General features: G+C 41.8%; 19 protein-coding genes. 2 read left to right on the plus strand and 17 right to left on the minus strand.

The genetic code is table 11. The features are described 5' to 3' along the window. Window positions 1-336 (plus strand): substrate-binding domain-containing protein (locus RM368_RS32795; RefSeq protein WP_322697931.1); only part of this gene is annotated, 336 nt, incomplete at its 5' end. 432 nt (window positions 337-768) lie between these two features. Here RM368_RS32795 and RM368_RS32800 read toward each other — a convergent pair. From RM368_RS32800 to RM368_RS32865, 14 genes are all read right to left on the minus strand, one after another. Continuing rightward, window positions 769-1,800: a M14 family metallopeptidase gene (locus RM368_RS32800; RefSeq protein ID WP_322697932.1), complete on the minus strand. Its 1,032-nt coding sequence runs from the start codon at window positions 1,798-1,800 to the stop codon at window positions 769-771. Further along, a complete protein-coding gene (locus RM368_RS32805; protein ID WP_322697933.1) occupies window positions 1,801-2,901 on the minus strand; it encodes a hypothetical protein in 1,101 nt (366 codons plus the stop codon). 1 nt (window position 2,902) lies between these two features. Continuing rightward, the gene (locus RM368_RS32810) at window positions 2,903-3,940 is read right to left on the minus strand and encodes an aspartate-semialdehyde dehydrogenase (protein WP_322697934.1); all 1,038 of its coding nucleotides are present in this window, start codon (window positions 3,938-3,940) and stop codon (window positions 2,903-2,905) included. Between the two features lie 68 nt (window positions 3,941-4,008). After that, the gene (locus RM368_RS32815) at window positions 4,009-4,908 is read right to left on the minus strand and encodes a DMT family transporter (protein ID WP_322697935.1); all 900 of its coding nucleotides are present in this window, start codon (window positions 4,906-4,908) and stop codon (window positions 4,009-4,011) included. Window positions 4,909-4,937: 29 nt separating this feature from the next. Continuing rightward, window positions 4,938-5,732, minus strand: a complete 795-nt coding sequence (locus RM368_RS32820) for a methyltransferase domain-containing protein (RefSeq protein WP_322697936.1) — start codon at window positions 5,730-5,732, stop codon at window positions 4,938-4,940. A gap of 70 nt (window positions 5,733-5,802) precedes the next feature. Beyond that, the gene (locus RM368_RS32825; protein WP_322697937.1) at window positions 5,803-6,291 is read right to left on the minus strand and encodes a GNAT family N-acetyltransferase; all 489 of its coding nucleotides are present in this window, start codon (window positions 6,289-6,291) and stop codon (window positions 5,803-5,805) included. Between the two features lie 124 nt (window positions 6,292-6,415). Continuing rightward, on the minus strand, window positions 6,416-7,846 hold the full coding sequence (locus RM368_RS32830) for an NAD-dependent succinate-semialdehyde dehydrogenase (RefSeq protein WP_322697938.1): 1,431 nt from the start codon (window positions 7,844-7,846) through the stop codon (window positions 6,416-6,418). A gap of 76 nt (window positions 7,847-7,922) precedes the next feature. Continuing rightward, a complete protein-coding gene (locus RM368_RS32835; protein WP_322697939.1) occupies window positions 7,923-8,975 on the minus strand; it encodes a hypothetical protein in 1,053 nt (350 codons plus the stop codon). Between the two features lie 1,090 nt (window positions 8,976-10,065). After that, window positions 10,066-10,521: a hypothetical protein gene (locus RM368_RS32840; protein WP_322697940.1), complete on the minus strand. Its 456-nt coding sequence runs from the start codon at window positions 10,519-10,521 to the stop codon at window positions 10,066-10,068. Window positions 10,522-10,563: 42 nt separating this feature from the next. Beyond that, on the minus strand, window positions 10,564-11,319 hold the full coding sequence (locus RM368_RS32845; RefSeq protein WP_322697941.1) for an SDR family NAD(P)-dependent oxidoreductase: 756 nt from the start codon (window positions 11,317-11,319) through the stop codon (window positions 10,564-10,566). A 114-nt stretch (window positions 11,320-11,433) separates the two neighbouring features. Then, a complete protein-coding gene (locus RM368_RS32850; protein WP_322697942.1) occupies window positions 11,434-12,492 on the minus strand; it encodes a hypothetical protein in 1,059 nt (352 codons plus the stop codon). A 26-nt stretch (window positions 12,493-12,518) separates the two neighbouring features. Next, window positions 12,519-13,277 carry a hypothetical protein gene (locus RM368_RS32855; RefSeq protein WP_322697943.1) on the minus strand — a complete coding sequence of 253 codons (759 nt, stop codon included), beginning with the start codon at window positions 13,275-13,277 and terminating at the stop codon, window positions 12,519-12,521. A 152-nt stretch (window positions 13,278-13,429) separates the two neighbouring features. Beyond that, entirely contained in the window at window positions 13,430-14,197 is a 768-nt protein-coding gene (locus tag RM368_RS32860; RefSeq protein WP_322697944.1) for a hypothetical protein, read from the minus strand. 399 nt (window positions 14,198-14,596) lie between these two features. Continuing rightward, window positions 14,597-15,370 carry a HesA/MoeB/ThiF family protein gene (locus tag RM368_RS32865; RefSeq protein ID WP_322697945.1) on the minus strand — a complete coding sequence of 258 codons (774 nt, stop codon included), beginning with the start codon at window positions 15,368-15,370 and terminating at the stop codon, window positions 14,597-14,599. A 417-nt stretch (window positions 15,371-15,787) separates the two neighbouring features. On the opposite strand from RM368_RS32865, the gene RM368_RS32870 reads away from it, so the two are divergent. Then, the gene (locus RM368_RS32870; RefSeq protein ID WP_322697946.1) at window positions 15,788-16,627 is read left to right on the plus strand and encodes a DUF928 domain-containing protein; all 840 of its coding nucleotides are present in this window, start codon (window positions 15,788-15,790) and stop codon (window positions 16,625-16,627) included. Between the two features lie 39 nt (window positions 16,628-16,666). Here RM368_RS32870 and RM368_RS32875 read toward each other — a convergent pair whose 3' ends face one another. The 3 genes from RM368_RS32875 to RM368_RS32885 all read right to left on the minus strand — a co-directional run bounded on the left by RM368_RS32875 (window position 16,667) and on the right by RM368_RS32885 (window position 25,799). Beyond that, window positions 16,667-19,291 carry a CHAT domain-containing protein gene (locus tag RM368_RS32875; RefSeq protein ID WP_322697947.1) on the minus strand — a complete coding sequence of 875 codons (2,625 nt, stop codon included), beginning with the start codon at window positions 19,289-19,291 and terminating at the stop codon, window positions 16,667-16,669. After that, on the minus strand, window positions 19,257-21,995 hold the full coding sequence (locus tag RM368_RS32880) for a filamentous hemagglutinin N-terminal domain-containing protein (protein ID WP_322697948.1): 2,739 nt from the start codon (window positions 21,993-21,995) through the stop codon (window positions 19,257-19,259). The genes RM368_RS32875 and RM368_RS32880 overlap by 35 nt, the downstream gene beginning before the upstream one ends. Before the next feature lie 513 nt (window positions 21,996-22,508). Beyond that, window positions 22,509-25,799 (minus strand): filamentous hemagglutinin N-terminal domain-containing protein, encoded by a 3,291-nt coding sequence (locus RM368_RS32885; protein WP_322697949.1) that lies wholly within the window; start codon window positions 25,797-25,799, stop codon window positions 22,509-22,511. Between the last annotated feature and the right edge of the window lie 364 nt (window positions 25,800-26,163).

A 26,163-nucleotide genomic window follows, 5' to 3' on the forward strand; every position in this document is an offset into this window, starting at 1 on the left:
CACCACTCTCTCCAGCGACTGATTCCTCTTAAATTTTTGAATTTGGAATTGCTGGATTCAACAAGTCTGAAGCTGGTTGAATTACCACAAAACTTAGCAGTCAAAGCTGATTATGGTTTAACAGTATTAAATAATGCCAGTCCAAATGGTCAAAAATTAGCTAATTACATTATTTCATCAAATGGACAAAAAGTACTGGCGAAATATGGTTTTAGCGCCCCCTCTACTTCTATTCCTGAACCTAATACTATAGGTGGAAGTATCTTTGCAATGGGCTTAGTTTTTGCCCTGAAGAAAAAACGAGTATTTGTCACACGTAAAAGAACACTAGGCTGAGAAAATAAAGTATTACAAAATCTAATAGCACTTGAGTTTATCCTCAACGAATTCATATTCGAGCTATTAGATACTTTAACTCTTGCTCGATTTATGGCTCAGAATTTTTTCCAAATTACGCCTAATATGAATTAAGCTTTGAAACCCTTGTAATTTCATAGGTAATCCCAAAACTATGATTTTGAGTGAATCTAGAAACCCTTATAGAATAAGCGGTGTTTCTAATTCACATCAGATGTAAATTATGATTCAAAGCACAAAAAAATACGTCTTCATTTACGGTTGATGCTTGCATTCTTCATGGCTATCCCCTGACTCTGGTTATTTCTGGTGCTTGTCTTTAAACCAGATAATTTGTTCAATACCTTTGTTCGACAAACATCTCTTCATTTATTCTTGTTCAGGATACCGTCTTTTGAAAAGAGCCGCACCTTAATCATTTAACATTACACAAGCTTGTTTATAAACTGTTCTTGCATGTAATAAAACCTGACTACGCCATGTTACATTGGAAGGTGAAAAGACCTCAAGCAATCGCGGTTTGGAGGGAACAAAGAAGCTTCTCTGTGCATTGTGATGTAGTCGATTCTCGTTGCGTAACGCAGCTAGAACATGGAGCATATTATAGGTTCCAAACTCACAGGTAATTCCATCGTAGCGGACACCCTGAAGGCGTTGTGCCAGAGCGTGGGTAAAGCCACCACGGACAAGGTAGCCACCTTTGCGGTCATAACGGCTTTTCAACCTAGAGCCAAAAGCACGGTGCGCCCGCGCGACTTGCTCTGGATTAGACTCTCCCTCAAGTAGCAAAGACAGTTCGCCAAACTTGCCGAGACCACTGTGCAGGTCAACGTGTACAATTCTTTCTCGGTGACTTAGCGTCTTGTCGAGAAATAATAATAGTCGAGACAACGCAGGCTGTAACGATTTACCACCAAAGAACAAACCTTGGGGATACTCATATTGCCCTGTCGCCACAGCACTTTTCAGGTTCTCGTAGCCATGTTGAAGCACTGCTCCTATGACTTGCAATAAAAAGAAATCTCTTGTCGGTGGCGAGGATGGATTCAGCAGAGGGTCCAGGAGACTATAAGTCGGATGTACGCCTTGGTACTCCTTTGACTCGGCGAGAAAGTTGCGATTCAGGTCTACGTTTTGGCTATCCACGCGTCGCAGATTTGCCATTCCCCAAGGGTTGAGTATATGCAGCCAAAGCGTAGAGATTTCAGGGTTAAGAGACAGCAAATAAAGTTGAGCAGCACTACCAGCAAATCCCTCAATGCCGTGGAGTCCGCTACTAAAGACAAGAACGTGAGGAGATAGGGGGCTTCCTGACCAAGCCCAGTCAATAGTCAGACCATCACTGACCTCTATAGCTCCGTGTTCTAACAAATGTGTTGTTTTTCGGAAACGTTCTTGAGCTTGCGCGTAGTCTTGAGAAAACCAAGAGGAAATATCATCCATTTAATTCACATTTGATTGTGATAATTTCGGACTTTCGCTATGTTTATACAAGCGATCGTGAATTGTTTGGCATAATGCGATCGCCTCATTAGTACTGACAATATGCCTTAGTACTAAGCGATCGCCATTAAATTCACTAATTAGCAGAGAATTTCGGCGATGTGCGTCAATACCAGACTCCGCTAGGAACTTGACAGCATCAAAAAAACCGCAAGTGACTACAAGCATTGGCACTTTTTGGTCTTCAAGTAAAATAACAGGAATATTTGCTAGTTGTAGCTTAAGTCTGGCAATCTCGAAATCTCGTTTTGACGCAAACTCTAGGACAATCGATCGAGGATCGAGTATGGTCGCCTTTGATGTCTTGCCATCACCAATTACCGTCCCAATGCGATAATCATCCCGATTATATCGACAGACGATTTGCACTCCTTTATCCTTGGCAACTTGTACTGATATATAGTGCAAGACTTTTGCACCGCTTAGTGAAAAGTTGATTGCGGTGTCAAAAGATATAGTCTCAAGCAGTCTAGTGTTTTGAATGAGATTAGGATCGGCGCTGTAAATACCATTGACATCAGAAAAAATCTCGCAACTTTCAAGTTCAAGTGTCGCCGCTAGTGTCACAGCAGTAAAGTCAGAACTATTTCTACCCAGGAATGTGGGACGATTGTATAGATCAACCGCTTGACCACCAGGAACTACTACAATATCAACCTCTGCAAGTGCTTGTTTTAGCACTGTTCCATCAATTTTTTGGATCGAAGCATGGGAAAAGTTAGAGTCTGTAATAATACCTAGTTGATAGCCAGACAGTACTTTCGCAGAAGTACCTGTCGCCTCGACTGCTAAACGAAGCAGATTTGCCCCGATAGTGTCAGCAAGTGGGAGAAGTGAGTCAAGCGCTTCTGGTGATGGATTTGTGTTGACTTCCAAAGCAAGTTTATGAAACTCATCCGTCAAACCAGCCATTGCACTAACAACTACTACAAGCTTGTCGCTATCTTGTTCAAGCCGAGATTTGAGAAATGCTGCAATGGTGTTGAAATCAGTACTACGTTGAAAGGTTGACCCACCGAACTTGAGGACGCGGATTTGCATTTTAAATCACCTGCCTTTGGATCATTTCCTCAGCGATTTGGATCGCGTTTAAAGCTGCACCAATCCGAAGATTGTCAGAAACTAGCCAAAACCATCCAGCTTTGGGATTATTGGGGTCAATTCTGATTCGACCAACATGGATATAGTCGGGATTATCTATAGTTCGCGGTGTCGGATAACCTTGCGTACCTTCACCGTCATAAACTGTCACTTCTGGAGCATGACGGAGTAATTCAACGATATGATTGCGATCTAAGTCGCGATCGCATTCAAAATAGACTGCTTCTGAGTGGCAATTAATAACTGGCACTCGCACGCAAGTTGCAGAAACCTTCAAGTCAGGACGGTTGAGTATTTTCTGCGACTCCTGAAGCATTTTTTGCTCCTCCAGTGTGAAGTGGTTGTCAAGAAGTACATCAATGCTGGGAATCAGATTGAAGGACAAAGGCAGAGGAAAGCGCTCTGCTTTTGGTGGTTCTAGTGGAGTTTTGATGATTTGTAAACAACCGTTTTTGAGTTCCTCAATACCCGTGACACCTCGACCAGAAGCAGATTGATATGTACTGACAATCACCTGCTTGACGCGGTAACTTTCTTCAATCGGCTGTAGAAGGCGTACCAACGGAATTGTTGAGCAGTTGGGATTGGCGATGATTCCACTTTTGGGCCGCTCTACTAAAAGATGACGGTTTACCTGCGGAACAACAAGTGGTGTATCGGGGTCCATCCGAAACGCGTTGGTGTTGTCAATCACAATTGCGCCTTGCTCTACTGCCTTGCTGACCCACTCACGACTAATGGGCGTTCCAGCAGCAAAGAAGGCAATGTCAACACCTGTAAAGTCAAAGTCCGCCAAATCGCAAACTTCATAATCGCGTCCACCCTGAGTTAAACAACGACCGACTGAGCGCGATGAAGCGACTAAATGCAAGTTTGAATACTTAAAAGAGCGCTCCTCAAATAGCGACAAGAAAGTAGTACCGACGATACCTGTCGCTCCGACAATCGCGATGCTAGGATTTTTCTGAACAATTGGCATAAGCTCTCTCCATAAAAACTTTGTAGTGGATAAAATTTTAGGTTCAACATCCACAGTTCTTGATTAGCTCACATCTTTGAAGCCAGGTTAGTTGGTAATAATGACCAGTTTAAGTTCACTGCAAGGCTAGCGAGTACGATGAGGGCAACGCCGACTCCCTGTATTGGCTCTAGGATATGCCCGTAGATGACGTAATCACTAAGCATCGCACTAGCCGGATTAGCAAAAGTAAGAACTGCGATCGCTGATGTTGTCAGCTTTTGGTAGGATGAATACATGAGGATGTATACGATACCAGTGTGAATTACACCTAATCCCAACAGGTAGTACCAGTGGTTGCCAAAAAGAGGAACTTTTTCAAGAGACGTGAAAGGTAGAAGCAAAAATGCTCCCAGTGTCAAATGAATCAGGACGATAAGATGGGGACGCACACCCTCAAGACACTTGACAAGGAGCGTAGTCAGAGCATAAAAAATAGCTGCGAGTAGGGCAAATAATATACCAATAATATAAGAACTGTGGAATGACACCATAGTGAACCGCAGTTTAGTAACCAGCACTAATCCTAAAAATGCGATCGCAATCCAGCCAATTTTGTTTTTGGAAATAGTAGTCTTAAATATTAAGCTACCTAGTATAACTACAAAAAAAGGTTGGGTATGAAAGACTGTTGTCCCTAGTGCAATTGAGATTAGTGAGAAAGATTTGAAAATTAATGTCCAATTTAAAATCAGTGATACACCACTAAGTAGAGTCAGCGTTAGTACTCGTAAAGTTAAATTGTGTTGCTGAAAATATCCTTTAAAATAGCAGAATAAACCCAAGAAAATTGCTCCGAATATACAGCGATAAAATACAACATTAAAAATTGCTTGATGCGACTCATTAAAAAATACACCAACTGTTCCTGACACAAGCATAGCAACGGTCAGTTCAAAAGTCCCAGTAGAAAAGTTTTCCTTTTTCATCTTTAAATAAGACTAAAAATATTCAACTTTTACTTGTACCCCCAAACCTGGAATAATCTAGCAAAGACTATAATACTTTCTGGCTTTTCGATAAATTGACCTAGCTCTGCTAAAAGAGAATCTATCTCCTTTGGTGAGGCAAGCTTTTCGGAAATAATTGCTTCTTTAATATTCAGCAGCGTTATTTGAGGAATTATTTTTTCTGAAAGTTTTGTAAATATTGGTTGTACTAAATTCACTTGAACATTTTTAAACCCTGACTCTCTCAAAATTTTAGGAATTTTCGCTCCCAGATCGACATTTCCACCTCTTCGATCAATTACCTGGCGGTGTAGTTCAAGATATCTTGCAAAAGCCTGGGATTCGGGATGACAGTAATATCCAGAAAAGTCTGTTTCTTCAACTATAGCAACTCCCCCAGGTTTTAAAGCATGATACATTTTTGTAGTTACTATTCCGGGATTTGTTAAATGTGCTAGTAAAAACCGGGAATAAGTCAGATCGTATTCTGATTCTTCATCGAGATCGAAAGCATTTAATGCTCTAAATTCAACATTAGTAAATTCTTGCTCTAATTCTTCTTGAACCAACTGGATAATACTACTATCCATATCGATGCCAATGACCTTACCTTTTTCTCCTATTAATTTAGCTATCTCTGTAGTTACATCACCACCTCCACATCCCACATCTAGACAGTGCATTCCTTCACTAATTCCAACGTTTTTTAAAAGATTTAGTGTAGTTTCTTGCACAACTTCTGCTAGTACTTTCAGGCGGTCTTTACCCTTTTGACCTCCAGAAATTACATAATTAGTTTTCATTTGACTGTCCTCTTTTGGTATCAAGAATATTTAATATTTCGGATGATTAATCAAAAATCCTTCAGAGTATTTAGATTGAAAATGCAAAGCCGTACATTTGAGTTTGATTAACATCATTCATTTGGCGTGTATCAAGTTGGGTAAAGCCAAATTGATTATAGAGACGATGACCTTGGGTAAATTGAGTAAAAGACCATAGCTCTATATGAGTTTTTCCCTGTAATTGTGCCCAGTCAACCGCAGTTTTAAGTAATTGGTAGCCTAAACCAAGACCTCGAAAATCCCGTTTAAGATAAAGCCTGACAATTTCAGCTTCTGATGAGTTGATTATTTTTACACCTACAGTCCCAATAATTTCTTCTTGCACTAATAGAACAAAGAAAGCAGCAGATTTTTGATTGTATTTTTGTTCAAAATCTAAAATATCTGGGATTTCTTGAGAAACTTCAAATACAAGACCATGCTCAATATAAACCTCACGCATAATATTGATTATGCTAGGAACATCATTATGAGTGGCTAAACGAATTTGGGAATTAATAGTTGGTTTCGTTGACATAGATAGTTATATAGGACTCGTATTTGATTGCGTGAAAAAAAACTCAGTACACATTCCTTCTTCCCTGTTCCCTATTCCCTATTCCCTCCCTACGCAAATAATTTCTCCGAATCAAAGCGGATTCCTATAAGACCTTTTGACTGAGCAACTTGAGGTTAAGAAAAGCTTCGAGTCCTTCACTTCCGCCTTCATATCCATAGCCACTGTCTTTAATGCCTCCCACTGGTGCATTAGGAGGCACTCCACTCAGTTGATTGATGCCGACATTACCTACTTCTAAAGCCCTAGCGGCAGCCTCTGCTACTACAGGCGAACTAGTAAATACGTAAGCTGCAAGTCCATAAGCATTACTATTTGCTTGATGAATTGCTCGATCAAAGTCGGCAAAAGGTGCAATGGGAACGATCGGCCCGAATGGTTCCTCATTCATAATGGCTGCATCGTTTGGAACTTCAGTAAGTACTGTAGGCAAAAAGAAATATCCTGGTCTTGGCAGCCTTTTTCCTCCAGTTACCACACACCCGCCTTTAGCTACTGCATCAGCAACTAAGCGTTCCATTGCTGCTATGCGACGGGGGTTTGCCATTGGTCCCATGTCAGTGTTCTCGTCCATCCCATCACCGACTCGAATATTTTGTACAAGTTCTGTGAACCGTTTGAGGAATGGTTCATAGAGAGCTTCATGCACATAAATTCGGCTAGGTGCATTGCAACTTTGACCAGAGCCTTTAAACTTGTAAGCAGCGATCGCTGAAGCAGCAGCATCAACATCTGCATCTGCAAAGACGATCGCTGGTGCATGACCGCCAAGTTCCAGAGTACAGCGTACTAGATTATCTGTGGCTAGCTTTGCCAGTTGTTTGCCAACTACTGTCGAACCCGTGAAAGAAAGCTTCCTGATAATTGGCGAAGCAAGAAGATGTTTAGAAATCGCTGGTGGATCGCCAAAAACTAAATTGATTACGCCAGGTGGCAATCCGGCATCAATTAATGCCATTGCGATCGCTACAGCTGAACTTGGTGTTTCTTCCGCAGCCTTGAGAATTATTGTGCAACCAGCTGCAAGTGCTGGTGCTATTTTTCGGGCAGAAACAACCGCCGGATAGTTCCAGGGTGTAAAGGCAGCGACAACACCAATTGGTTCAGGTACGATCAACCTGTGATAGTCTGTCACCGGAAAACTACGGCACTTCAAAATTCGTTCTGCTTCTTTGGCGTTCCAAGCAATGGTTTCGGCTGCTCGGATCAATTCTTGGCGGGATTCGCTTACTGGCTTACCTTGTTCGCAGGTAAGCAAGAGTGCGGCAGCATCAATACGGTCATAAAGTAATGTCGCTGCCCGATCTAATATCTTCACACGAGTACTTACTGGTGTGTCACGCCAAGTTAAAAAGCTTTTTTTGGCAGCAGCGAGTGCTCGGTCAAGATCGGTTTGACTTGCATAAGCTACCCGTCCTATTACCTGTTCGTTAGCTGGATTGATTAATTCCCCAAAGCGATTATCGCTGCCATTACACCAGTTGCCGTCAATTAACAAACCAAACTCTTGATTCATAAAAGAGTTTTATGGGTAGTAGTACCGTTAGTTCGACAGAAGCGCAAACATACTTGCACATTTAAATTCCAGTGCATTACCTTGTTGCTGAAAGCGTTGCTGCCTTGCCAACAAGTGCCTCTCCATTCCGACCCAGTACTTGGGTATCTGGGCAGATCAGGATCAGCGCATACTGAGTATAAGGTGTCAAACCGATTCCTAAATGGAACACCCCGTTACTGCCGCCATAAGTTTCGTTCATACCGAAATTCCCAGGTAGAAGTTCGTGAGCGGTATTAATGCCAAACCCCATTTCCCAAATAATCCGGTAACGGGAATCTAACATGAACATATTATTGAGCATATCAACTGCTGGTTGAGCTTCTGGATGAGATGCTCGTAACTCTGTAATCAGACCGTTATTAACGGTAGCAATGACTGCGCGATCGCGCATACACTCAAGCCCTTTATAAATTCGCGCCCGATCTTCAGGTAAAAAGGAAACTGCTCCTGAGTGGACTGTAGGCTGACCTTGCAATGCAATCTCACCGTTCACTGCTAATCTGAGGTTGGCGTTAAATCGCATGATGTCATCGGGTAGGGCGCTGAGTTCTCCTCCTGGCGCAATTTGTTGCTCTCCCCATTCGATAAATCCTGCCTGTTGGTTCCATTCATAGCTTTCATCTAGGTGTTCAAAGATTGCTTTAGTACCTTGAGTTTCGTTGATAATTTCCAGATACTCGCTATTCCTTCCCAACTCGAAGAAGCGATCGGCAAAGGCTTCTAGTTTTTCCGGATCGGTGCGCTCCATGATTCCCAAAAAATGCTGAATCGCTAATAATGACGTTGGTGTGGAATTGCAAGGCATGACGACTAGCTTGCGCTGTCCCAGCTTTTCGGGTGCAGGAGACTCAAAGAAGTATTGGGGAGAAATCACAAGAACATGGGCTGGCTCAGGAATATTTTCGTCTAACAACTGTTCAAACGATCGCTCTGCATCATAAGGCACAATTTTTGTAGAAGTATAGCCGCTATCTTCTACAATTTGGAACTGGTTTACTAAAGAGGAGTTGGTAACAACGCAGAAATGACTATCTTCGCTAGCTCCAAATTGACGAAGGCGTTGTGGACGAATGAGTATAGTTTCCATTTTGATAATATCCTTAAATACAAAATGTTGATTCTTTACAGAACTTACTTAAAAACAATCTAAAATACTATGTTTAGTAATTATTACCATATTTATACTTAAACAATTAACTATATACAAACATTGATTTATTTTTAAACTTTACTAACTTATAATAAACTTTTTTATTCCAAAAAAGTTGGTATTTTTAATAAATAGGAGGTATTTACTCCTCCTATTTATCCGGCTATTATGCAAATAAATTACACTTTTTAGAATTCAGATTTATGAAAATTCTGAATTTTTGAGGCTTATTAAAAAACCTCTGACAAATGCAAGTTAAATGCTAATTAGCTAATCCAAAAAGATTAGCCTAACAATGTGCCAAGGTAACGACCGTTCTTGTTTACTTTCTTCATGGTTGTTTCTCCATTCTGGTTAACGTTTGTTGTTGAGGGCTATTTAAAAACCCGAAAATACAAATTGAGCAGTAGTTAGCTAATCCAAAAAGATTAACCTAACAATGTGCCAAGATAACGACCGTTCTTGTTTACTTTCTTCATGGTTATTTCTCCATTCTGATTAATGTTTTTCTGCTTGTACAAGCTAAATAGACAATACAACTATTTTTTGAAAAATACAAGTCTTTAAAAATATTTTTTAACTATTTTTAAATATCAAAAAATCAATTTTTTAACAACAAGAATAGAACGATATTTACACAGTGACAATAATCTTTAATACACTGTGTTCTATCGTCTAAACAATGAATAAAATATTTTATATGTGTTTTCAGTAACCAGTTAAAGGTTTTATTTATGTCACCAATTACTTATTTAAAAAAACACAAATCATTGCTAATTTTTGGCCTTTTTCTCTTATTCAAAGAGGTTTTCTGAGCTAATGCAGATATATAACAGCTACTGCTCGCTACAGCAGTCTTCATCCTATTTTGATTAAGAACGTAGCTGAACAAGCTGAAAGTCCGCATTACAAACCAATGCCGATCGATTATCTGTGCGGTATATACTGCACTAAGACTTGAATAAAGGTGTGTGTAAGAGCAAGTCCAAGTCTAAAAACATTGACACCTTTGATTTAGATCGACTAATTAGGACTGAGAATTCTGTTCTTCAATCGAAACAACTGGTGTCCAAGCTCGTAAACGTCGTTCTTGTCGCGATCGCATAGTCTCTCCATCGTAGTCCACAGTTATTGAATCTTGAGAGATTAACTGAGCGCAATCAAGGACATTGACATTGATGGTGGCAAAGGACTGCTGTGTTTCATTCTGCATGAGAGCAGCAACATAAACGCCGCAGCAACCGCAAATTAGGAAATCGGCTGTGTGCATACCAAAGCGATAACGAATGACTTGCTCAGGATTGATAATCTGAATTTGCAAGTCTCCATTGGGATCTGAGGTACTACGTGTGCCGTGTTTCCGACAGAACGAACAAGCGCACGTCCGTACAGCTAATCGGTTTGGAGTCTGTGTGCTGTTAAATACAAGTTTGAGGTTGCCACAGTGACATCCGCCTAGAAGCGGAAAGTGTTGACTATCCATCTAACTTTCATCCCTATACTTGCTGTCAGGAGGCTGCGACACTCAACGGACGTAACTCGCCCCGTTGACATCAATGGTAGCGCCTGTCACATGACGTGCCAAATCTGATGCTAAAAAAATTACGACGTTAGCAATATCCTGTGGCATTGCCATTTCTCCCAGTGGTGTCTGGGAGATAGCAGCTGACTCACCATAGCTATCGAAGTACTCGGCGTTGAGTTCTGTACGGACAAATCCGGGAGCGATCGCATAAACTAGGATATTCTTATCGGCAAATCCACGAGCAATTGTACGAGATAGAGCAAGCATTCCTCCTTTCGATGCTGCGTAGTGCGTATAGTCAGGCAAGTCACCCCGGAATCCTGCTCTGCTGGCAATGTTAATAATCTTTCCACCACCTTGCTGTTTAAAGTGATGGATAGCCTCACGACACAGGGATGCCGGAGCAACTAGGTTAATATTGAGTGTACGTATCCAAGAGGTATGCCAGTCCTCAAAATCACCCTCAATAAGTGCTTTTTCATACACTCCTGCATTGTTCACGAGTACATCAATGCCATCTCGCCAGTCAGTTGCACGCTCCCATAGATATGGTACAGCCGTGACATCAGCGAGATCGCAAACAACTACGTGACAGCGCTCTGAGCCTAAATCAGCTTGTAAAACATCAAGTTGTTCTGCAAGTACATCGCTGGCTACGACATAACCACCCGCAGCCACAACAGCGCGTGCAGATGCCTCGCCTATACCACGAGCCGCTCCTGTAATTAGTACTACTTTTCCTGTGAGGTCAATCATAGTTACCCTCCCTAAAATCTAGACAACATTGCAAGCTTTGTCAAAATAATTCGTAATGCCGCTCTCTACGCGTAGCGTCTCGTAAAAAGCGTGATTACGAATTAGTAATTTGGCTCACCTAGTAACAGCGCTAGTGAGTTCTGGAGTACCGAGAAGTAGCTTTTTATCCTTTCCATATACCCGAATACCAGGACAAATCAAATCAAGATGGTACTGTGTGTAAGGTGTTAGACCAAGCCCAAAGTGCAGCGCTCCACTAGTACCACCGTAAACTTCGTTCATAGCATAATTACCCCAAAGCAAGTCGAGTGAGGTATTGATTGCAAAACCTAACTCCCAAATAGTCAAATACCGGGAATCAACAGCACCCATTGCTTTAAGCATCTCTGCTGCTGGTTCTACATCCGGGTGAGTGGGATGCAAATCCGTTACAACACCTTGCTCTACCTTGGCAATCAGCGCGTGATGCTTCATATGTCGCAGCTGATTGAAAATGCGTGCTTGATCCTCTCGTAAGAAAGACGGTTCACCACTATGTAGAATTGGTAGTCCTCGAAATGCAATCTCACCATTGATTGCAAGGTAAAGATTGGGATTAAACTCCCAAATATCGGCGGGTAAAACACTAATTTCTCCTGATGGCGCGATTTGTTGTTCGCCCCACTCTAGAGGCCCAGCCTGCAAATTCCATTCGTATTTGTCGTTAAGATGGTCGAAGATTGCGCGAGTGCCGTACTCTTCATCTACAATTTCTAAGCGATCGCTTTTTTGTCCTAACTCAAAGAAACGGTCAGCAAACTCCGCTTGAGCATAGGGATCGGTTCGTTCGATTACACCAAGAAAGTGCTTGACAGCTTCTAGTGGTGTTGGTGTGGAATTGGAAGCCATCGCGATCAGCTTGCGCTTGTCCCCCAATACCTCTGGATTGGGAGAACGGAAAAAACAGTTTGGTGAAACTACAAAAATATGCGAGTTTTCCGGAATTTCGTTTTGTAGTATTGCTTCAAATGACCCTTCCTGGTCATAGGTGACTGTTCGATAGTCTGTATAAGCACCACTTTTCTCAATCAAGAATTGATCGACAATATCCGTGTTAGTCACCAAGCAAAAAATACAATCCTCTGACAGGCCAAACTGTCGGTAAGAACCAGGTCTAATGGTAATAAGCTCCATAAATCACTCCTTTTTTTAAACAACGGTTATAGTTTCTTGTCCAACGACTGTAATATGCGATGTTTTGCTAAGTCTGTTGATATGTGAAGAATGCAAAGCAGCCGATCTGCTAGAGTCAGATTGTTTTGGAAATAGTGTCCTACGTCAGCTTTCTTTGTTGTTGGTAGCGAGGGATAAAAATCTATCGGTACACTAGCATTTTTAATCACGCCAGTATGCAAACAAAACTCCAGATCGGGACAGATACTCTTTGCAATCAGACAAGCTATCTCGTTCATCTCTGGCTCTGGCATTTCACCCTCAATCCGAGGATACAATTGAACACCATCAAAACGTGAGAACACCCGCATTGCCGAGAAAACAGCAGGATGACAGGTTTTGAGAGCAACGATTGATGGAAATCCAAAATGTCCTTGACTCACCTTGTAAAGGTGAAATCCCCACATATGTTTGAGCAGATGTGTTTTCTGATAACGCTCTGCAATCATCTGTATTTTGATGTGCAGAAAGGGTAATGAGTCTGTTTCTATCCAACTGGATGCCAATAAAGCGATTAGGTCATTCGATATCGCCTCAACTGCAACAATTAAGTAATCACATTCTTCAAACCAGTTTCGCTTCGCCTCAAAATACTGTTCAATCTTTAAGGTTGGCATTGCTTGGGTCAATCCCTGCACAATCCATTCCTTTATTGCTGGTTGAATAAGTTGTTTTGGAGTGGCGTAGTGAAAGATATAACGGTCAAATAACCGCGAATCAAGCCAGTTTTTTTGCAAAAGTTGCATATTTGCAGGATGATTGAATGAGCTTTGTTCTCGCGTCAGTCCTAATCATAAGTATTCGACCAGACTTGATATTAGAGTTAGAGAGAGAAGATACTTGCCTCAAACTACACAAGAATCATCGTTAAATCTTCTGCAACAAAGTGTTGCATAGATCAGGACACCTGTGCCAGCACACTCATATCAAGGGATTTCCCAAGGATTAGATCGTCAGTTTGACCTACGATCAACTCTTGATGGAGTTCCATAAAGTATGCAACGTAAAGACGACCTACATTACGTATATGTTCGAGGACTTTCTCCTCATCCTCAGGAGTCTTGATTAAAGATACAAGGACATCCCACACAAAATCGTCATGGTCATCTTTGAGATCGAGGTTCACATGTCCTCTGGCTCCGATAATTTTGTCTTTGCCTAGAATCTTGGCCAAATTGTCTAACCATTGTGGCTGGGTCTTTACAGTTGTATATTCGACAAAGTAAACGCTTGAGATCAGAGCCATTGGACTATCTTTGTATTCAATGTCAAACAGCAAATATCCCATAAGCAGCTTTGTTGAGAGCAATGACTCTTGCGAGTAAATCGCATCCTTCGATACACCTACAGCCTCAAGATCCCTGACGAAGAACTCGGTGTCGTGAAGCATCTCCTCCTCAGTATATTTCGCCCATGCTTTGGCTTGAACTGGGTCATGCTTAGTGAAGTATCGGATAGCTAGTGCATCTACTGTACGTTTTAGCCGCAGCCGAAGAATAGTTTCAATGTTGTGCCGCTTGTAGTAATCCATGTTGAGATTCGATCCGTTCAACATATGTTGAGAAAACGGAACTTCTTTATAGAACTTCACAATCATGGAGTCTAGGAGTGCGTCTACACGGGATCTGAGTTCCGGTTTTTTAGGCTGACCAATAGGCTTTTTCATTTTTTGTACAATTGATTGATTTATTTTCAATGGTTTCAGAACTTTGGGAAAGTGCAGAATCACAAACTGGGAATCAAGAAGGTTGGTATTTCAGAAGAGTTTTTCTGGCTATCTCTAAGATTACCCATTCTTCTAATGCCTCACCATCTATGGGTTTTACCTGAAATTAGTGCATTCTACTGGCACTTGAGTTGTGGTTAGTAAAATATCTTGCTAGTGGTTTAATACCAACTTATCTGGTATTAAATCCTATACCAATCCGATTGGGGAAAATGTAATCCAAGATACACTTTTTGATTTATCTCCTGGAATCCCTATTGAGTCAATAGGTTTTTTAAATCCTATGCATTAGTCACATAGATAAGTGTAAAAATGTTATCGACGAGTAGATTCGGTTGTTTATAAAGATGTTGTTTGGGAATTTTCCGAGCAAGAACGGCTACCACACACTAGACATGAAGGATCGTGATAAGAATGTCGTTTGGCAAATTCCATTCGCATCAAATCGATTGTCAGCAGTTGTGATAATAGGGGTTGACTAAACTTAGTAATCAACTTTATTACCTCTAATGCACTAAGACAAGCTAATGTTCCAGAAACAGCACCGATAACCGAGAACCCACGCCGATCCCAATCCGGTTTTTCTGGAAACAAGCATGATAGACAAGGAGTGACACCAGGGATAATCGTCGTCAGGTAAGCTTCCATTCCATCCATTGCAGCTTCCACCATTGGTTTTTGCCAGCGCACGCAAGCTTGGTTTAGCAAGTTTCGCTCTGTGAAATTGTGGGCGCAATCAACAGCTATATCAGCGGATTGCACTAAAGAGTCTACATTCTCCTTTGTAACGTAATCATGAACTGCTTCTACTTGAATATCAGGATTAATAGCTTGCAGAGTTTCTCTGGCTTTGAATACTCTTGGCTTACCTACCCAATCATTTGTCATCAGAACCTGACGATTCAGATCGTCTAGCCGTAAGTCACCACCCCGAACTAGAATTAGCCGCCCAACACCTGCTACTGCCAAATAAAGCGCTGATGTACCGCCTAATCCCCCTACACCTGTAACCAAAACCGTTGCAGACTTCAAGCGCTTTTGTCCTGCTTCTCCAAAATTAGGAAGCATCATTTGGCGGTGATAGCGTTCTAACTCACTGGGTGTTAAGTTCATCGCTTTTTACCTCTTTATCAGTCGTAAAATCTACCACCTAGTTGGTAGCAAGTATTGTAGTTGTCTATACATTTTTCTGATTTAGTACCTGTAAAGTTGGTATTTGTTTTAGGCATCATTAAGGGAGCTATGTGCAATACTCTTTGTTCTGGGTTAAATGCCCAATAAAATAAGCCCCACAGCAAAGCGCGGGGTCTTTGAAGTATTATTTTTCTAGTGGGATATACAGCAATGCCCGATAGCTAATAGACTAAATAGCTTTGATTTAGCTTATCTACATTTATCGATCGGAGAATTGTACCAACAACTTATCTATGCGATCGCGTACAAAAAAATGGTAACGATCGATTTAACCAATTGCTATGTTAACCTTTATGATGACGATAGCAACAAGCAAAAATCGTACCTATTAAGTCAATGAAATGGATCTTAACAACTGCTTTGATTTTGAGCAGCACTACTCAATATTCTGCACAAGTAATAGATCGAGCTAAACAACCACCTACTAATAAACAGCCTGCACAACCAGTTAAAACACCTGCTTCACCTCAACAACCTACTTCTCGACCAGTTTTTATTTTGCCAAAAGCACCTGCTCCATTAAGTCCTATATCTGGGCGTAGAACAGGAATGGGTAGTCGAGATAATTGTCCTGCGGTTTCAACCCCGCTCACTGCCTTAGTACCATTTCAAGAGGAACAAAAGGTTGGCAAACAGACAAACAATTCCATTATCGGGACTGTAGAAGGACTAACCACTTTAGAACGGCCTACGTTTTGGTTTTACATTCCCTACACTCAGAATTTGTCTAATTCAAGTGCTGAATTTAGCTTACAGGATAGCGCCGAAAATGATGTTTATAGAAATGCGATCGCCCTACCTTCAAAGCCAATTATCATTGGTATTTCTCTCCCTAGTACTGCTTCATTAGAAGTAGATCAGACATATCGCTGGTATTTCAAAGTACGTTGTAACCAAGAGACAGCAAGCATTCCTGTATATGTAGAAGGGGACATTAAAAGAATCAATTTAGACCAGCGTGTTATGCAACAATTAGAAGCCGCAAATGGGCCTCGACAAAAGATTATAATTTATGCTGAAAAAGGAATTTGGTTTGACGCTTTAAATACGCTAGCACAACTACGAATTTCTAATTATAATGATGCATCTATTGAAAAAGATTGGCAAAGTTTATTGCAATCAATCAATTTAGATAATATTGCTCTGATGCCCTTAAGAAAATTACCAAGCCGCTAATAATTTCATATCCAGTAAAGTATCTATAAACCTAGATTTTTACAACCAATTACCAACTATAACGTAGGGTGCCCAATACATCGGACGGTGATATTCAGGAGCTTCAAGTAATTTTAATTGAGCAAAGCGTAAAGCTTCTGCCGTAGTTTTACCACTCACTAACTGGCGATAAAATTCCTCAATAAATAAAGCTGTAGAGTTATCGCCAATTTGCCATAAAGAAGCTAAAGTACTCCGCGCACCAGCACGCAGAGCAACTCCTGCTAATCCCAATGCAGCTCGGTTATCTCCTGCTGCTGTTTCGCAAGCGCTCAAAACAAGTAATTCAACTGGTTCTGTTAGTTTTTGCTCTCTACTTTTGAGCAAACTATCTAATTCACTCACATTGATACGTCCATCAGCTGCTAAGATAAAAGTGTCTTTTGCTTTAGAGCTAAATTGTCCGTGAGTTGCCAAGTGAACAACTTTAAAAGGTTGAGCGTTGATGGTTTTTCCTAAATTTGCACTGGTAAAATTTTTATCCAATAATGTAGTTGTCGATACCCCTGATTCCTGAATTAATTTAAGTTCAACCTTAACGTTGGGAAGTGGTGCAAACTTTTCATTTTTGGGTGGTTGCGATAGTCCTCCAGCAAGGGCATTTAATTTTTTCTGTTCTAGAGGTTTGGGAGCAAATAGTTGCAGTCCGGGGCTAATAACTACAGAGTATTTTTGGACTAAATACTCTCTGCCATCATATAGTGCAGACATCGGGATATTTCGCAATAACCCATCTGGAATAAAGACTAGAGTATTAACTTTACTATTTTTGAGGTCTGTTTCAACTGGTTTAATTAACCAATTATAAAGTTGTTGAGAAGCTGCTTGAAGTTGCAGATTAGCATCGGGTTCGACTATTGTCTCTCGGATTTTTGTAATAACTTGCTCTACTTGCTGACGGTTGACTTGAGAAGTTTTATGAATCAACGGTTGCTTGGGAAGTTTGATAATAATTTCTAAATAGTTATCTAGGATAATCGGATAGAAAATAGCAGTATTTGGGTTGTCGCGGTCTACTACTTTGTCCAAGACCACAAATTGGTTACTCAAGCAAGCTTCTCGGAAAAAATTGTCGAGTTCTGCAACTTGCAAAGCTTCAATTCGCTGACGTGCTTTATCTAAATCTGGTTTTCCTTGTCCTTTTTCTTGTAAAATCAACTCTACAGACTGCCGATAAATCGGTTCTATGCGATCGCGAAAATTGAACTGCACGTCTCGATTAACTGCAACTAAATCGCTGCGAAGAGACTGAAGAGTTGTTACAGCAGCATCATAAGCAGATATGGCGGCTGGCATATTTCCCTGTGCTTTGAGCAAACGTCCTAACTGCCACTCAAAGCGATAAGCTATATCTGAGGCATCAATTTTTTCAGCCATAAACAACGCTTGCTGCGTCAAATCCTGTGCTTCTTGCAATTGTTGGTTCTGCTCGTAAACTTCTCCCAAGCTGCCCAGTGCATAAGATTCGGCCCGTGCATCGCCGATGATTTTGGCTTGGTGAGCGCTACTTGCCAGAATCTCTGCAATGTCTTTTTTATTAGCAATTGTAGTTAGAGTCTGAGCAAAATTGATTCGTGCATAAATACCAGCTTGATTGGTAGGCAGATTCGGGAGTTGAAATTGGATTGTGGGTATTAATGACTTTGCTTCTGTTATGCGTTGGTTTTCGACCAGCAAACTCAGCTGATTAATCAGGGCTTGAACTTTGGCTAAAGGGTTTGGTGCAATTTTGGCAGCATTTTCATAATGAGCGATCGCATCCTTAATATTACTTAACGACCTAGCAGTGTTACCAAGACTAAATTCTGTCAAACTAATTTCTAGAGGCAGTTGCAGACGTTGAGCGATTTCTAAGCTTTGTTGTAAGTTTTTCTGGGATGACTCAAGTTCGCCTAATTGTTGTAAGACATTGCCAAGCGATCGCAAAGCTATTACTTTTACAAGAGAATCAGGTTGAGCTTGTAACTGTTTGGATACTTCCTCTAATATATTCAAGCTACGGCGATAAAACCCAGCAACTCGTAGGCCTTGTGCTTGGTTAATCCGGCTGCGCGTTACTCCACCAGTATCACCTAATTTCTTCCAGATTTGCTCTGCTTGTTGTGATGTTTTTATAGATGCATCAGTTTGTCCCTGTGCTAGTTGCAATTCGCCCTGAATATTTAGAGTTTGTGCCAGAATTTCCAACAATTCAGATTTTGGATTGTTGACATTTAACTTTTGATTTATCTCATCCCAACCAAGTAAATTTAAGCTATTGTCAATAGTTGCATAAGCTTCTTTCCAAGAGCCGAGTTGCTGGTATACAAGACAGAGGTTAGTCAGCGCTGCGGCTTGTGCAAGGTTATTGCTTTCTCGTTGATAGGTACGGACAGCTTGTTGTAGAACATTTACTGCTTCAGTAAAGCGTCCAGCTTGATAAAGTGCTTCTCCTTGCTCAAGAAGTTGCTGTGGTGTTGTGGCTGGAGGTTTATTTGTTTGGATGTGAAACCCGTTTGGTGAATTTGTCTGGATTTGTTTAGCGAATGTGCTAGGGATAATAATCAGGAAAACAGCAAGGATAAATAGGAGTACGGGAGTTACCGCAAATCTAATTACTCGCTTTGGCACCTGAAGTTTTGCCATATTTGACACCTCCCTGAGATACAGAACAGGAAGCAGGTGTTTGCCAAGGGCTATGGAGGTTGAGTTGAGGAACTTGTGCTACTAGTTCTATGTTTCCATTGCGATCGATTACCCAGCCAGAAGCTTCCACAATTGGAATTGTAGCAGCAATAGGAGTAGTTGAAACTGCTGTTGGTTGTGGCTGAGGCGTTGTGTTTGCCAAGTTTTCTGATTTTGGTCTTAATTTCACCCACGCAGATACAGTACTTGAATCTTGTAATGGTTCAGTGGGACTCATGGGTAGTCCGCCGCGTCCTGTTGCGACAAATGTGTTTTGGAATTGCCGAGTTCCAGGTGTGCAGGCGGTGTAAATTTGCCTAGAAGCATCAACAAGATTAATTGGGAGTTCGACTAAACCGCGAGTGGGGTCAATATCAGGTGTAGTGATTTGCACATTACCGCTCAACTCGCTAGTTGGCCCTGTGGCAGTGATATCGCTTGTATTTGGGGAAGGTGCATCCCGGAACTGAATACCAAAGATACCCTTAGTATTGATTTTGACATTACCGCCACGAAAATCATCAGAGTCGGCAGTAATATCGCTATTTTCAAAAGCAGCCAAGACATCAGCATTAATATTAATGTTACCACCGATGACATTTACTCCTCTGGCATCAGTTCTGATATTGCTATTACGACCTATTATTAAATCTCGTGAGTCAATGTTAATTGTCGCCTGTTCCTTATTCAGGTCAACTTTAGCACTTTGTGTACTGGCACTGAGTGAGGCATTGTTGTTTAAACGGATAGAGCGAGCATTTAATGTCATCTTGCCCGCGGTTCCTGTTCCGAGACTTTCCACGGTTACTTTTGCCTCATCTCGCACTAGCAAAGTATTAGTTGTTAGCGTAAAATCACCCGCATTCCCTGTTGAGTTTCGCCCTGCATTAGCAGCTAAGCCACTGAAAAACAGCAGACCATCAGCGCTTCTACCAATCACTTGCACATCAGAGGCATCAACACTTAAAAGACCCCCCTTGCCCGCACCGGAAGTACCAGCAATTGCATTTGCTCCATCTCGCACTAGCAAGGTATTAGTTCTGATTATAAGATTACCCGCATCCCCTGTTGAGTTTGGCTGTGCAAAAGTAGTCAAGCTACTGGGAGACTGACCACCAACGCTTGTACCAATCAGTTGCACGTCTTGGGCATTAACGCTTAAAGAACCCCCTTTGCCCTTAGTAAATGTAGAAGTACTTACCACTGCTCCATTTCGGACTACTAAGGTATTGGTATTGACCGTAAGATCGCCCGCATCCCCTGTTGAGTTTGGCTGTGCAGAAGCAAACAAGCCACTAGGATAGTAACCATCAACGCTTGTACCAATCAGTTGTACATCTTGGGCATTAACGCTCAAAGAACCCCCCTTACCCACACCAAATGTACTAGATGCTATCTGTGCTCCATCTTGTACTAGCAAAGTATTAGTATTGACCGTAAGATCGCCCGCATCTCCTGTTGAGTTTGGCTGTGCAGAAGCACCCAAGCTACTGGCAAACCGATTATTAGCGCTTCTACCAATGATTTGCACATCTTGGGCATTAATCCTCAAAGAACCTCCATTGCCCGTACCACCTGTACGAGCACTTACCTGTGCACCACCCGAAATTTGTAACCTGCTAGCACTTATATTGATATCACCTCCTTGTCCATTTGCTTTTGGTTCTACCTGATTAGCAATTAGACTTCCATTGTTAAGATTTATTGCAACCGTGGCATTAACCGTAATATTTCCCGCCCTACTATTATCAGAACCCAGTCCACTTTCTATCCCTGCAACCAGGACACTCACTGCCGTCATCTCTAAATTCCGGGCATTAACTGCGATACTTCCACCATCGCCAGCAATCACATTTACAGTAGCACCATTGCTAAGGAAAACATCGCTTCTTTCTACAGTATCCGGAAAACTCAAACTTAGATTATTTCCATCCCCATTCAACCCAACTGTTCCCGCAGTTCCTAACCCACCTAACTCGACTCGTCCACCAAAAGCATTCAACCCTCCACCATCCATGTTGATATCGCCGCCTACTAGCAGCAAACTCCGACCATCTGGGACACGTAGACCAAGTGCATCCTTACTGCTAGGAGTAGATTCTGCTGGTGCAGTTGAACTATTTTTAATCGGGGAAGCCACAATTTGATTGAATAGTAAGGCATTTGGATTTACTGTTAACAAGGGTGAAGGTGCTTCTGGATTTGAGGTGCTGAAAAATCCCAAATTGCCAAATCCTATCGCATTGGCTGTTGTGGCGACGAAGGAACCACCGATATTTAAACTAGCATTGTTACCAAAAATAATCCCATTAGGATTGAGCAGGAATAAGTTTGCTTTACCGTTAGCGCGAATTAAGCCATCTATATTAGAAATTGACTTACCTGTTACTCGTGTCAGGATGTTCTGAATATCGGGTGCATTATTGAAGAAAGCAGTACTGCCATTGGGAACAGAGAACTCGCCAAAGCTGTGGAACAGATTACCCCCTCTGATGGTTCCACCCTCAATAATCCTGGTATTGTCATCTAATTTCACATTGGAATTATTTGGCAGAGTGCCGTCTGGGGTGATTTGGGCAACTGAGCTATTTGTATATAAGGTAACTGCACTGATAATGGCAACTCCTAAACCTTGTAACCAGTTTGGCGTAGTTTTAAAAGACATTGCACTCTCCTATAGAAAAGGAAATTTAGGTTGTCAGCCTCAATCTTGAGTAGAAGTGTCAGGAGAATTAACTTATACACAAAAAAGGATATTAGCAAATTGACACTGCTGAATCAAGTGAATAAACCAGAGCAAACGCACCTGGCATCTAAGTTAAGAATCCTTTCATCGCAGGGGTTTGAGCGTTTGATAATTGAGGCAATTTTTTCATCAATATCCTTATCCAACAAGGGTTTCACAAACTATGTGCGTTTGTCCTGGTGAATAAACCAATCTTACTGCTACTAATTAAAAATTAGAAGGCAAAGCTAAAAAACTTCTGATTCCCAGCTGTGAATAAACGAAAATACTGCTACCAATTAACAATCAGAAGGAAGAAAACAAGCTTACCGTTTATTGGTTTGGATGTGAAACCCGTTTGGTGAATTTGTCTTTTGTTGTTTAGCGAATGTACTAGGAATAATAGTCAGCAAAACAGCAAGGATAAATAGGACTACGGAAGTTATCGCAAATCTAACTACTCGCTTTGGCAGCTGAAATTTTGCCATATTTCACACCCCCCTGAGATACAGGACAGGAAGCAGGTGTTTGCCAAGGGCTGTGGAGGTTGAGTTGAGGAAGTGCTACTAATTCTATGTTTCCCTTGCGATCGATTACCCAGCCAGAAGCTTCCACAATTGGAATTGTAGCAGCAATAGGAGTAGTTGAAACTGCTGTTGGTTGTGGCTGAGGCGTTGTGTTTGCCAAGTTTTCTGATTTTGGTCTTAATTTCACCCACGCAGATACAGTACTTGAATCTTGTAATGGTTCAGTGGGACTCATGGGTAGTCCGCCGCGTCCTGTTGCGACAAATGTGTTTTGGAATTGCCGAGTTCCAGGTGTGCAGGCGGTGTAAATTTGCCTAGAAGCATCAACAAGATTAATTGGGAGTTCGACTAAACCGCGAGTGGGGTCAATATCAGGTGTAGTGATTTGCACATTACCGCTCAACTCGCTAGTTGGCCCTGTGGCAGTGATATCGCTTGTATTTGGGGAAGGTGCATCCCGGAACTGAATACCAAAGATACCCTTAGTATTGATTTTGACATTACCGCCACGAAAATCATCAGAGTCGGCAGTAATATCGCTATTTTCAAAAGCAGCCAAGACATCAGCATTAATATTAATGTTACCACCGATGACATTTACTCCTCTGGCATCAGTTCTGATATTGCTATTACGACCTATTATTAAATCTCGTGAGTCAATGTTAATTGTCGCCTGTTCTCTATTCGGGTCAAATTTAGCACTTTGTGTATTGGCTCTGAGTGAGGCATTGTTATTTAAATGGATAGAGCGAGCATTTAATGTCATGTTGCCTGCGGTTCCTGTTCCGCTACTCTGCACGTTTACTGTAGCCCCATCTCGGACTAGCAAGGTATTAGTTCTGAGTGTAAGATCACCTGCATCTCCTGTTGAGTTTGGCTGTGCCTCAACACTTAAGACACTGCTTCTACCAATGATTTGCACATCTTGGGCATGAACGGTCAAATTTCCCCCCTTGCCCTTACCAGAAGTTTGCGCAACAACCCGTGCCCCATTCTGAACAAGCAACTCACGAGTATTAATCGTGAGGTTTCCCGCTGCTCCATTTGAACCATTAGCTGACAATCTGCTGGAAACCCGATCGTTATCAGCAGAAGTACCAATCACTTGCACTGTGTCAGTGGCATTAACAGTTAAATCTCCTGCCTGACCTGCACCAAAAGACTCGCTAAGTATGGCAGCTCCACTCTGTACAAGCAAAGTACCAGTACTTATGTTCAAATTTCCCCCCTTGCTTGCACCAACAGTTAGAGTACCGAGGAATGCCCTATCTTGCAAAAGCAACTTACCAGTATTTATCGTCAGGTTTCCCGCATCCCCTATACCGCTGGTCTGAGCACTCAAGGCACTGGAAATCTTATTACTATCGGCACTTCTACCAATGATTTGCACATCTTGGGCATCAACGGTCAAATTTCCTCCTTTGCCCAAACCAAATGTACCAGTACCCACTTGCGCCCCATCTCGGACTAGCAAGGTATTAGTTTTAATAGTCAAATCACCCGCATTCCCTGTTGAGGTTGACAGTGCGGCAGCACTTAAGATAGTCTCTCCACCAATGATTTGCACATCTTGGGCATCAACGGTCAAATTTCCCCCTTTGCCCGAACCAAATGTACCAGTATACACCGTTGGCCCATCTCGGACTAGTAAGGTATTAGTTTTAATAGTCAAATCACCCGCATTCCCTGTTGAGTATGCGGGAGCAAACAAGCCACTGCCTCTACCAATCAGTTGCACATCTTGGGAATCAACCCTGAAATTTCCCCCCTTGCCCAAACCAGATGTACCAGTAAGCACCGTTGCCCCATCTCGGACTAGTAAGGTATTAGTTTTAATAGTCAAATCACCCGCATTCCCTGTTGAGGATGTGGGAACAAACAAGCTACTGCCTATACCAATCAGTTGCACATCTTGGGCATCAACGGTCAAATTTCCTCCTTTGCCCGAACTAAATGTACCAGTACGCACCTGCGCCCGATCTCGGACTAGCAAGGTATTAGTTTTAATAGTCAAATCACCCGCATTCCCTGTTGAGTTTGGCAGTGCGTCAGCACTTAAGACAGTCCCTCCACCAATCAGTTGCACATCTTGGGCATCAACGGTCAAATTTCCCCCTTTGCCCGCACCCAAAGTGCCAGTCTCTACCTGTGCCCCACCCTCAAGCCGCAAGGTGCTAGCATTGATACTGACATCACCCCCCTGTCCGCTTGCCTTTTCTTGCACCTGATTATCAATGACACTATTGTTAAGGTTTATTGCGACCGTAGCATTAACCGAAATATTTCCTGCCTGACTATTATTAGAACCCAGTCCACGTTCTATACCTGCACCCAGGGCACTCTCTCCTGTCATCTCTAAATTCCGGGCATTAACTGCGATACTACCACCATTGCCAGCAAATACATTTACTTGCGCGCGATCGCTAAGGAAAACATCGCTTCTTTCTACACTATTGGGAAAACTCAAACGACTATTATTATCATCTCCATTCAACCCAACTGTACCGGCACCAGCTAACCCACCCAACTCGACAAGTCCACCAAAAGCATTCAATCTTCCACCATCCATGTTGATATCGCCGCCTACTAGCAGCAAACTCTGACCATCTCGGACACGTAGACCAAGTGCATCCGCGCGACCAGGAGTAGATCCTGCTGGTGCAGTTGAACTATTTTTAATCGGTGCAACTGCAATTTGATTGAATAGTAAGGCATTTGGATTTACTGTTAACAAAGGTGAAGGTGCTTCTGGATTTGAGGCGCTGAAAAATCCCAAATTGCCAAATCCTATGGCATTGGCTGTTGTGGCGACAAAGGAACCGCCGATATTCAAACTGGCATTTTTACCAAAAATAATCCCATTCGGGTTGAGCAAGAATAAGTTTGCTTTACCGTTAGCACGAATTAAGCCATCAATATTAGAAATTGACTTACCTGTTACTCGTGTCAGGATGTTCTGAATATCGGGTGCATTATTGAAGAAAGCAGTACTGCCATTGGGAACAGAGAACTCGCCAAAGCTGTGGAACAGATTACCCCCTCTGATGGTTCCACCCTCAATAATCCTGGTATTGTCATCTAATTTCACATTGGAATTATTTGGCAGAGTGCCGTCTGGGGTGATTTGGGCAACTGAGCTATTTGTATATAAGGTAACTGCACTGATAATGGCAACTCCTAAACCTTGTAACCAGTTTGGCGTAGTTTTAAAAGACATTGCACTCTCCTATAGAAAAGGAAATTTAGGTTGTCAGCCTCAATCTTGAGTAGAAGTGTCAGGAGAATTAACTTATACACAAAAAAGGATATTAGCAAATTGACACTGCTGAATCAAGTGAATAAACCAGAGCAAACGCACCTGGCATCTAAGTTAAGAATCCTTTCATAGCAGGGATTTGAGCGTTTAATAATTGAGGCAATTTTTTTATAAATATCCTTATGCAACAAGGGTTTCACAAATTACGTGCGTTTGCCCTGGTGAATAAACTTATCTCACTGCTACCAATTAAAAATCAGAAGGCAAAGCTAAAAAACTTCTGATTGCCAGCCGTGAATAAACTTAACTCACTGCTACCAATTAA

This window comes from Nostoc sp. DedSLP03 (genome assembly GCF_034530815.1).
Lineage (GTDB): Bacteria > Cyanobacteriota > Cyanobacteriia > Cyanobacteriales > Nostocaceae > Nostoc.

Coding starts and splice junctions, on each gene's coding strand:
- RM368_RS32855 (WP_322697943.1), bottom strand. CDS start 13,277: ATGCAACTTTTGCAAAAAAACTGGCTTGATTCGCGGTTATTTGACCGT.
- RM368_RS32805 (WP_322697933.1), bottom strand. CDS start 2,901: ATGCAAATCCGCGTCCTCAAGTTCGGTGGGTCAACCTTTCAACGTAGT.
- RM368_RS32875 (WP_322697947.1), bottom strand. CDS start 19,291: ATGGCAAAACTTCAGGTGCCAAAGCGAGTAATTAGATTTGCGGTAACT.
- RM368_RS32860 (WP_322697944.1), bottom strand. CDS start 14,197: ATGAAAAAGCCTATTGGTCAGCCTAAAAAACCGGAACTCAGATCCCGT.
- RM368_RS32835 (WP_322697939.1), bottom strand. CDS start 8,975: ATGGAAACTATACTCATTCGTCCACAACGCCTTCGTCAATTTGGAGCT.
- RM368_RS32865 (WP_322697945.1), bottom strand. CDS start 15,370: ATGAACTTAACACCCAGTGAGTTAGAACGCTATCACCGCCAAATGATG.
- RM368_RS32870 (WP_322697946.1), top strand. CDS start 15,788: ATGAAATGGATCTTAACAACTGCTTTGATTTTGAGCAGCACTACTCAA.
- RM368_RS32880 (WP_322697948.1), bottom strand. CDS start 21,995: ATGTCTTTTAAAACTACGCCAAACTGGTTACAAGGTTTAGGAGTTGCC.
- RM368_RS32815 (WP_322697935.1), bottom strand. CDS start 4,908: ATGAAAAAGGAAAACTTTTCTACTGGGACTTTTGAACTGACCGTTGCT.
- RM368_RS32845 (WP_322697941.1), bottom strand. CDS start 11,319: ATGATTGACCTCACAGGAAAAGTAGTACTAATTACAGGAGCGGCTCGT.
- RM368_RS32810 (WP_322697934.1), bottom strand. CDS start 3,940: ATGCCAATTGTTCAGAAAAATCCTAGCATCGCGATTGTCGGAGCGACA.
- RM368_RS32800 (WP_322697932.1), bottom strand. CDS start 1,800: ATGGATGATATTTCCTCTTGGTTTTCTCAAGACTACGCGCAAGCTCAA.
- RM368_RS32885 (WP_322697949.1), bottom strand. CDS start 25,799: ATGTCTTTTAAAACTACGCCAAACTGGTTACAAGGTTTAGGAGTTGCC.
- RM368_RS32825 (WP_322697937.1), bottom strand. CDS start 6,291: ATGTCAACGAAACCAACTATTAATTCCCAAATTCGTTTAGCCACTCAT.
- RM368_RS32850 (WP_322697942.1), bottom strand. CDS start 12,492: ATGGAGCTTATTACCATTAGACCTGGTTCTTACCGACAGTTTGGCCTG.
- RM368_RS32840 (WP_322697940.1), bottom strand. CDS start 10,521: ATGGATAGTCAACACTTTCCGCTTCTAGGCGGATGTCACTGTGGCAAC.
- RM368_RS32830 (WP_322697938.1), bottom strand. CDS start 7,846: ATGAATCAAGAGTTTGGTTTGTTAATTGACGGCAACTGGTGTAATGGC.
- RM368_RS32820 (WP_322697936.1), bottom strand. CDS start 5,732: ATGAAAACTAATTATGTAATTTCTGGAGGTCAAAAGGGTAAAGACCGC.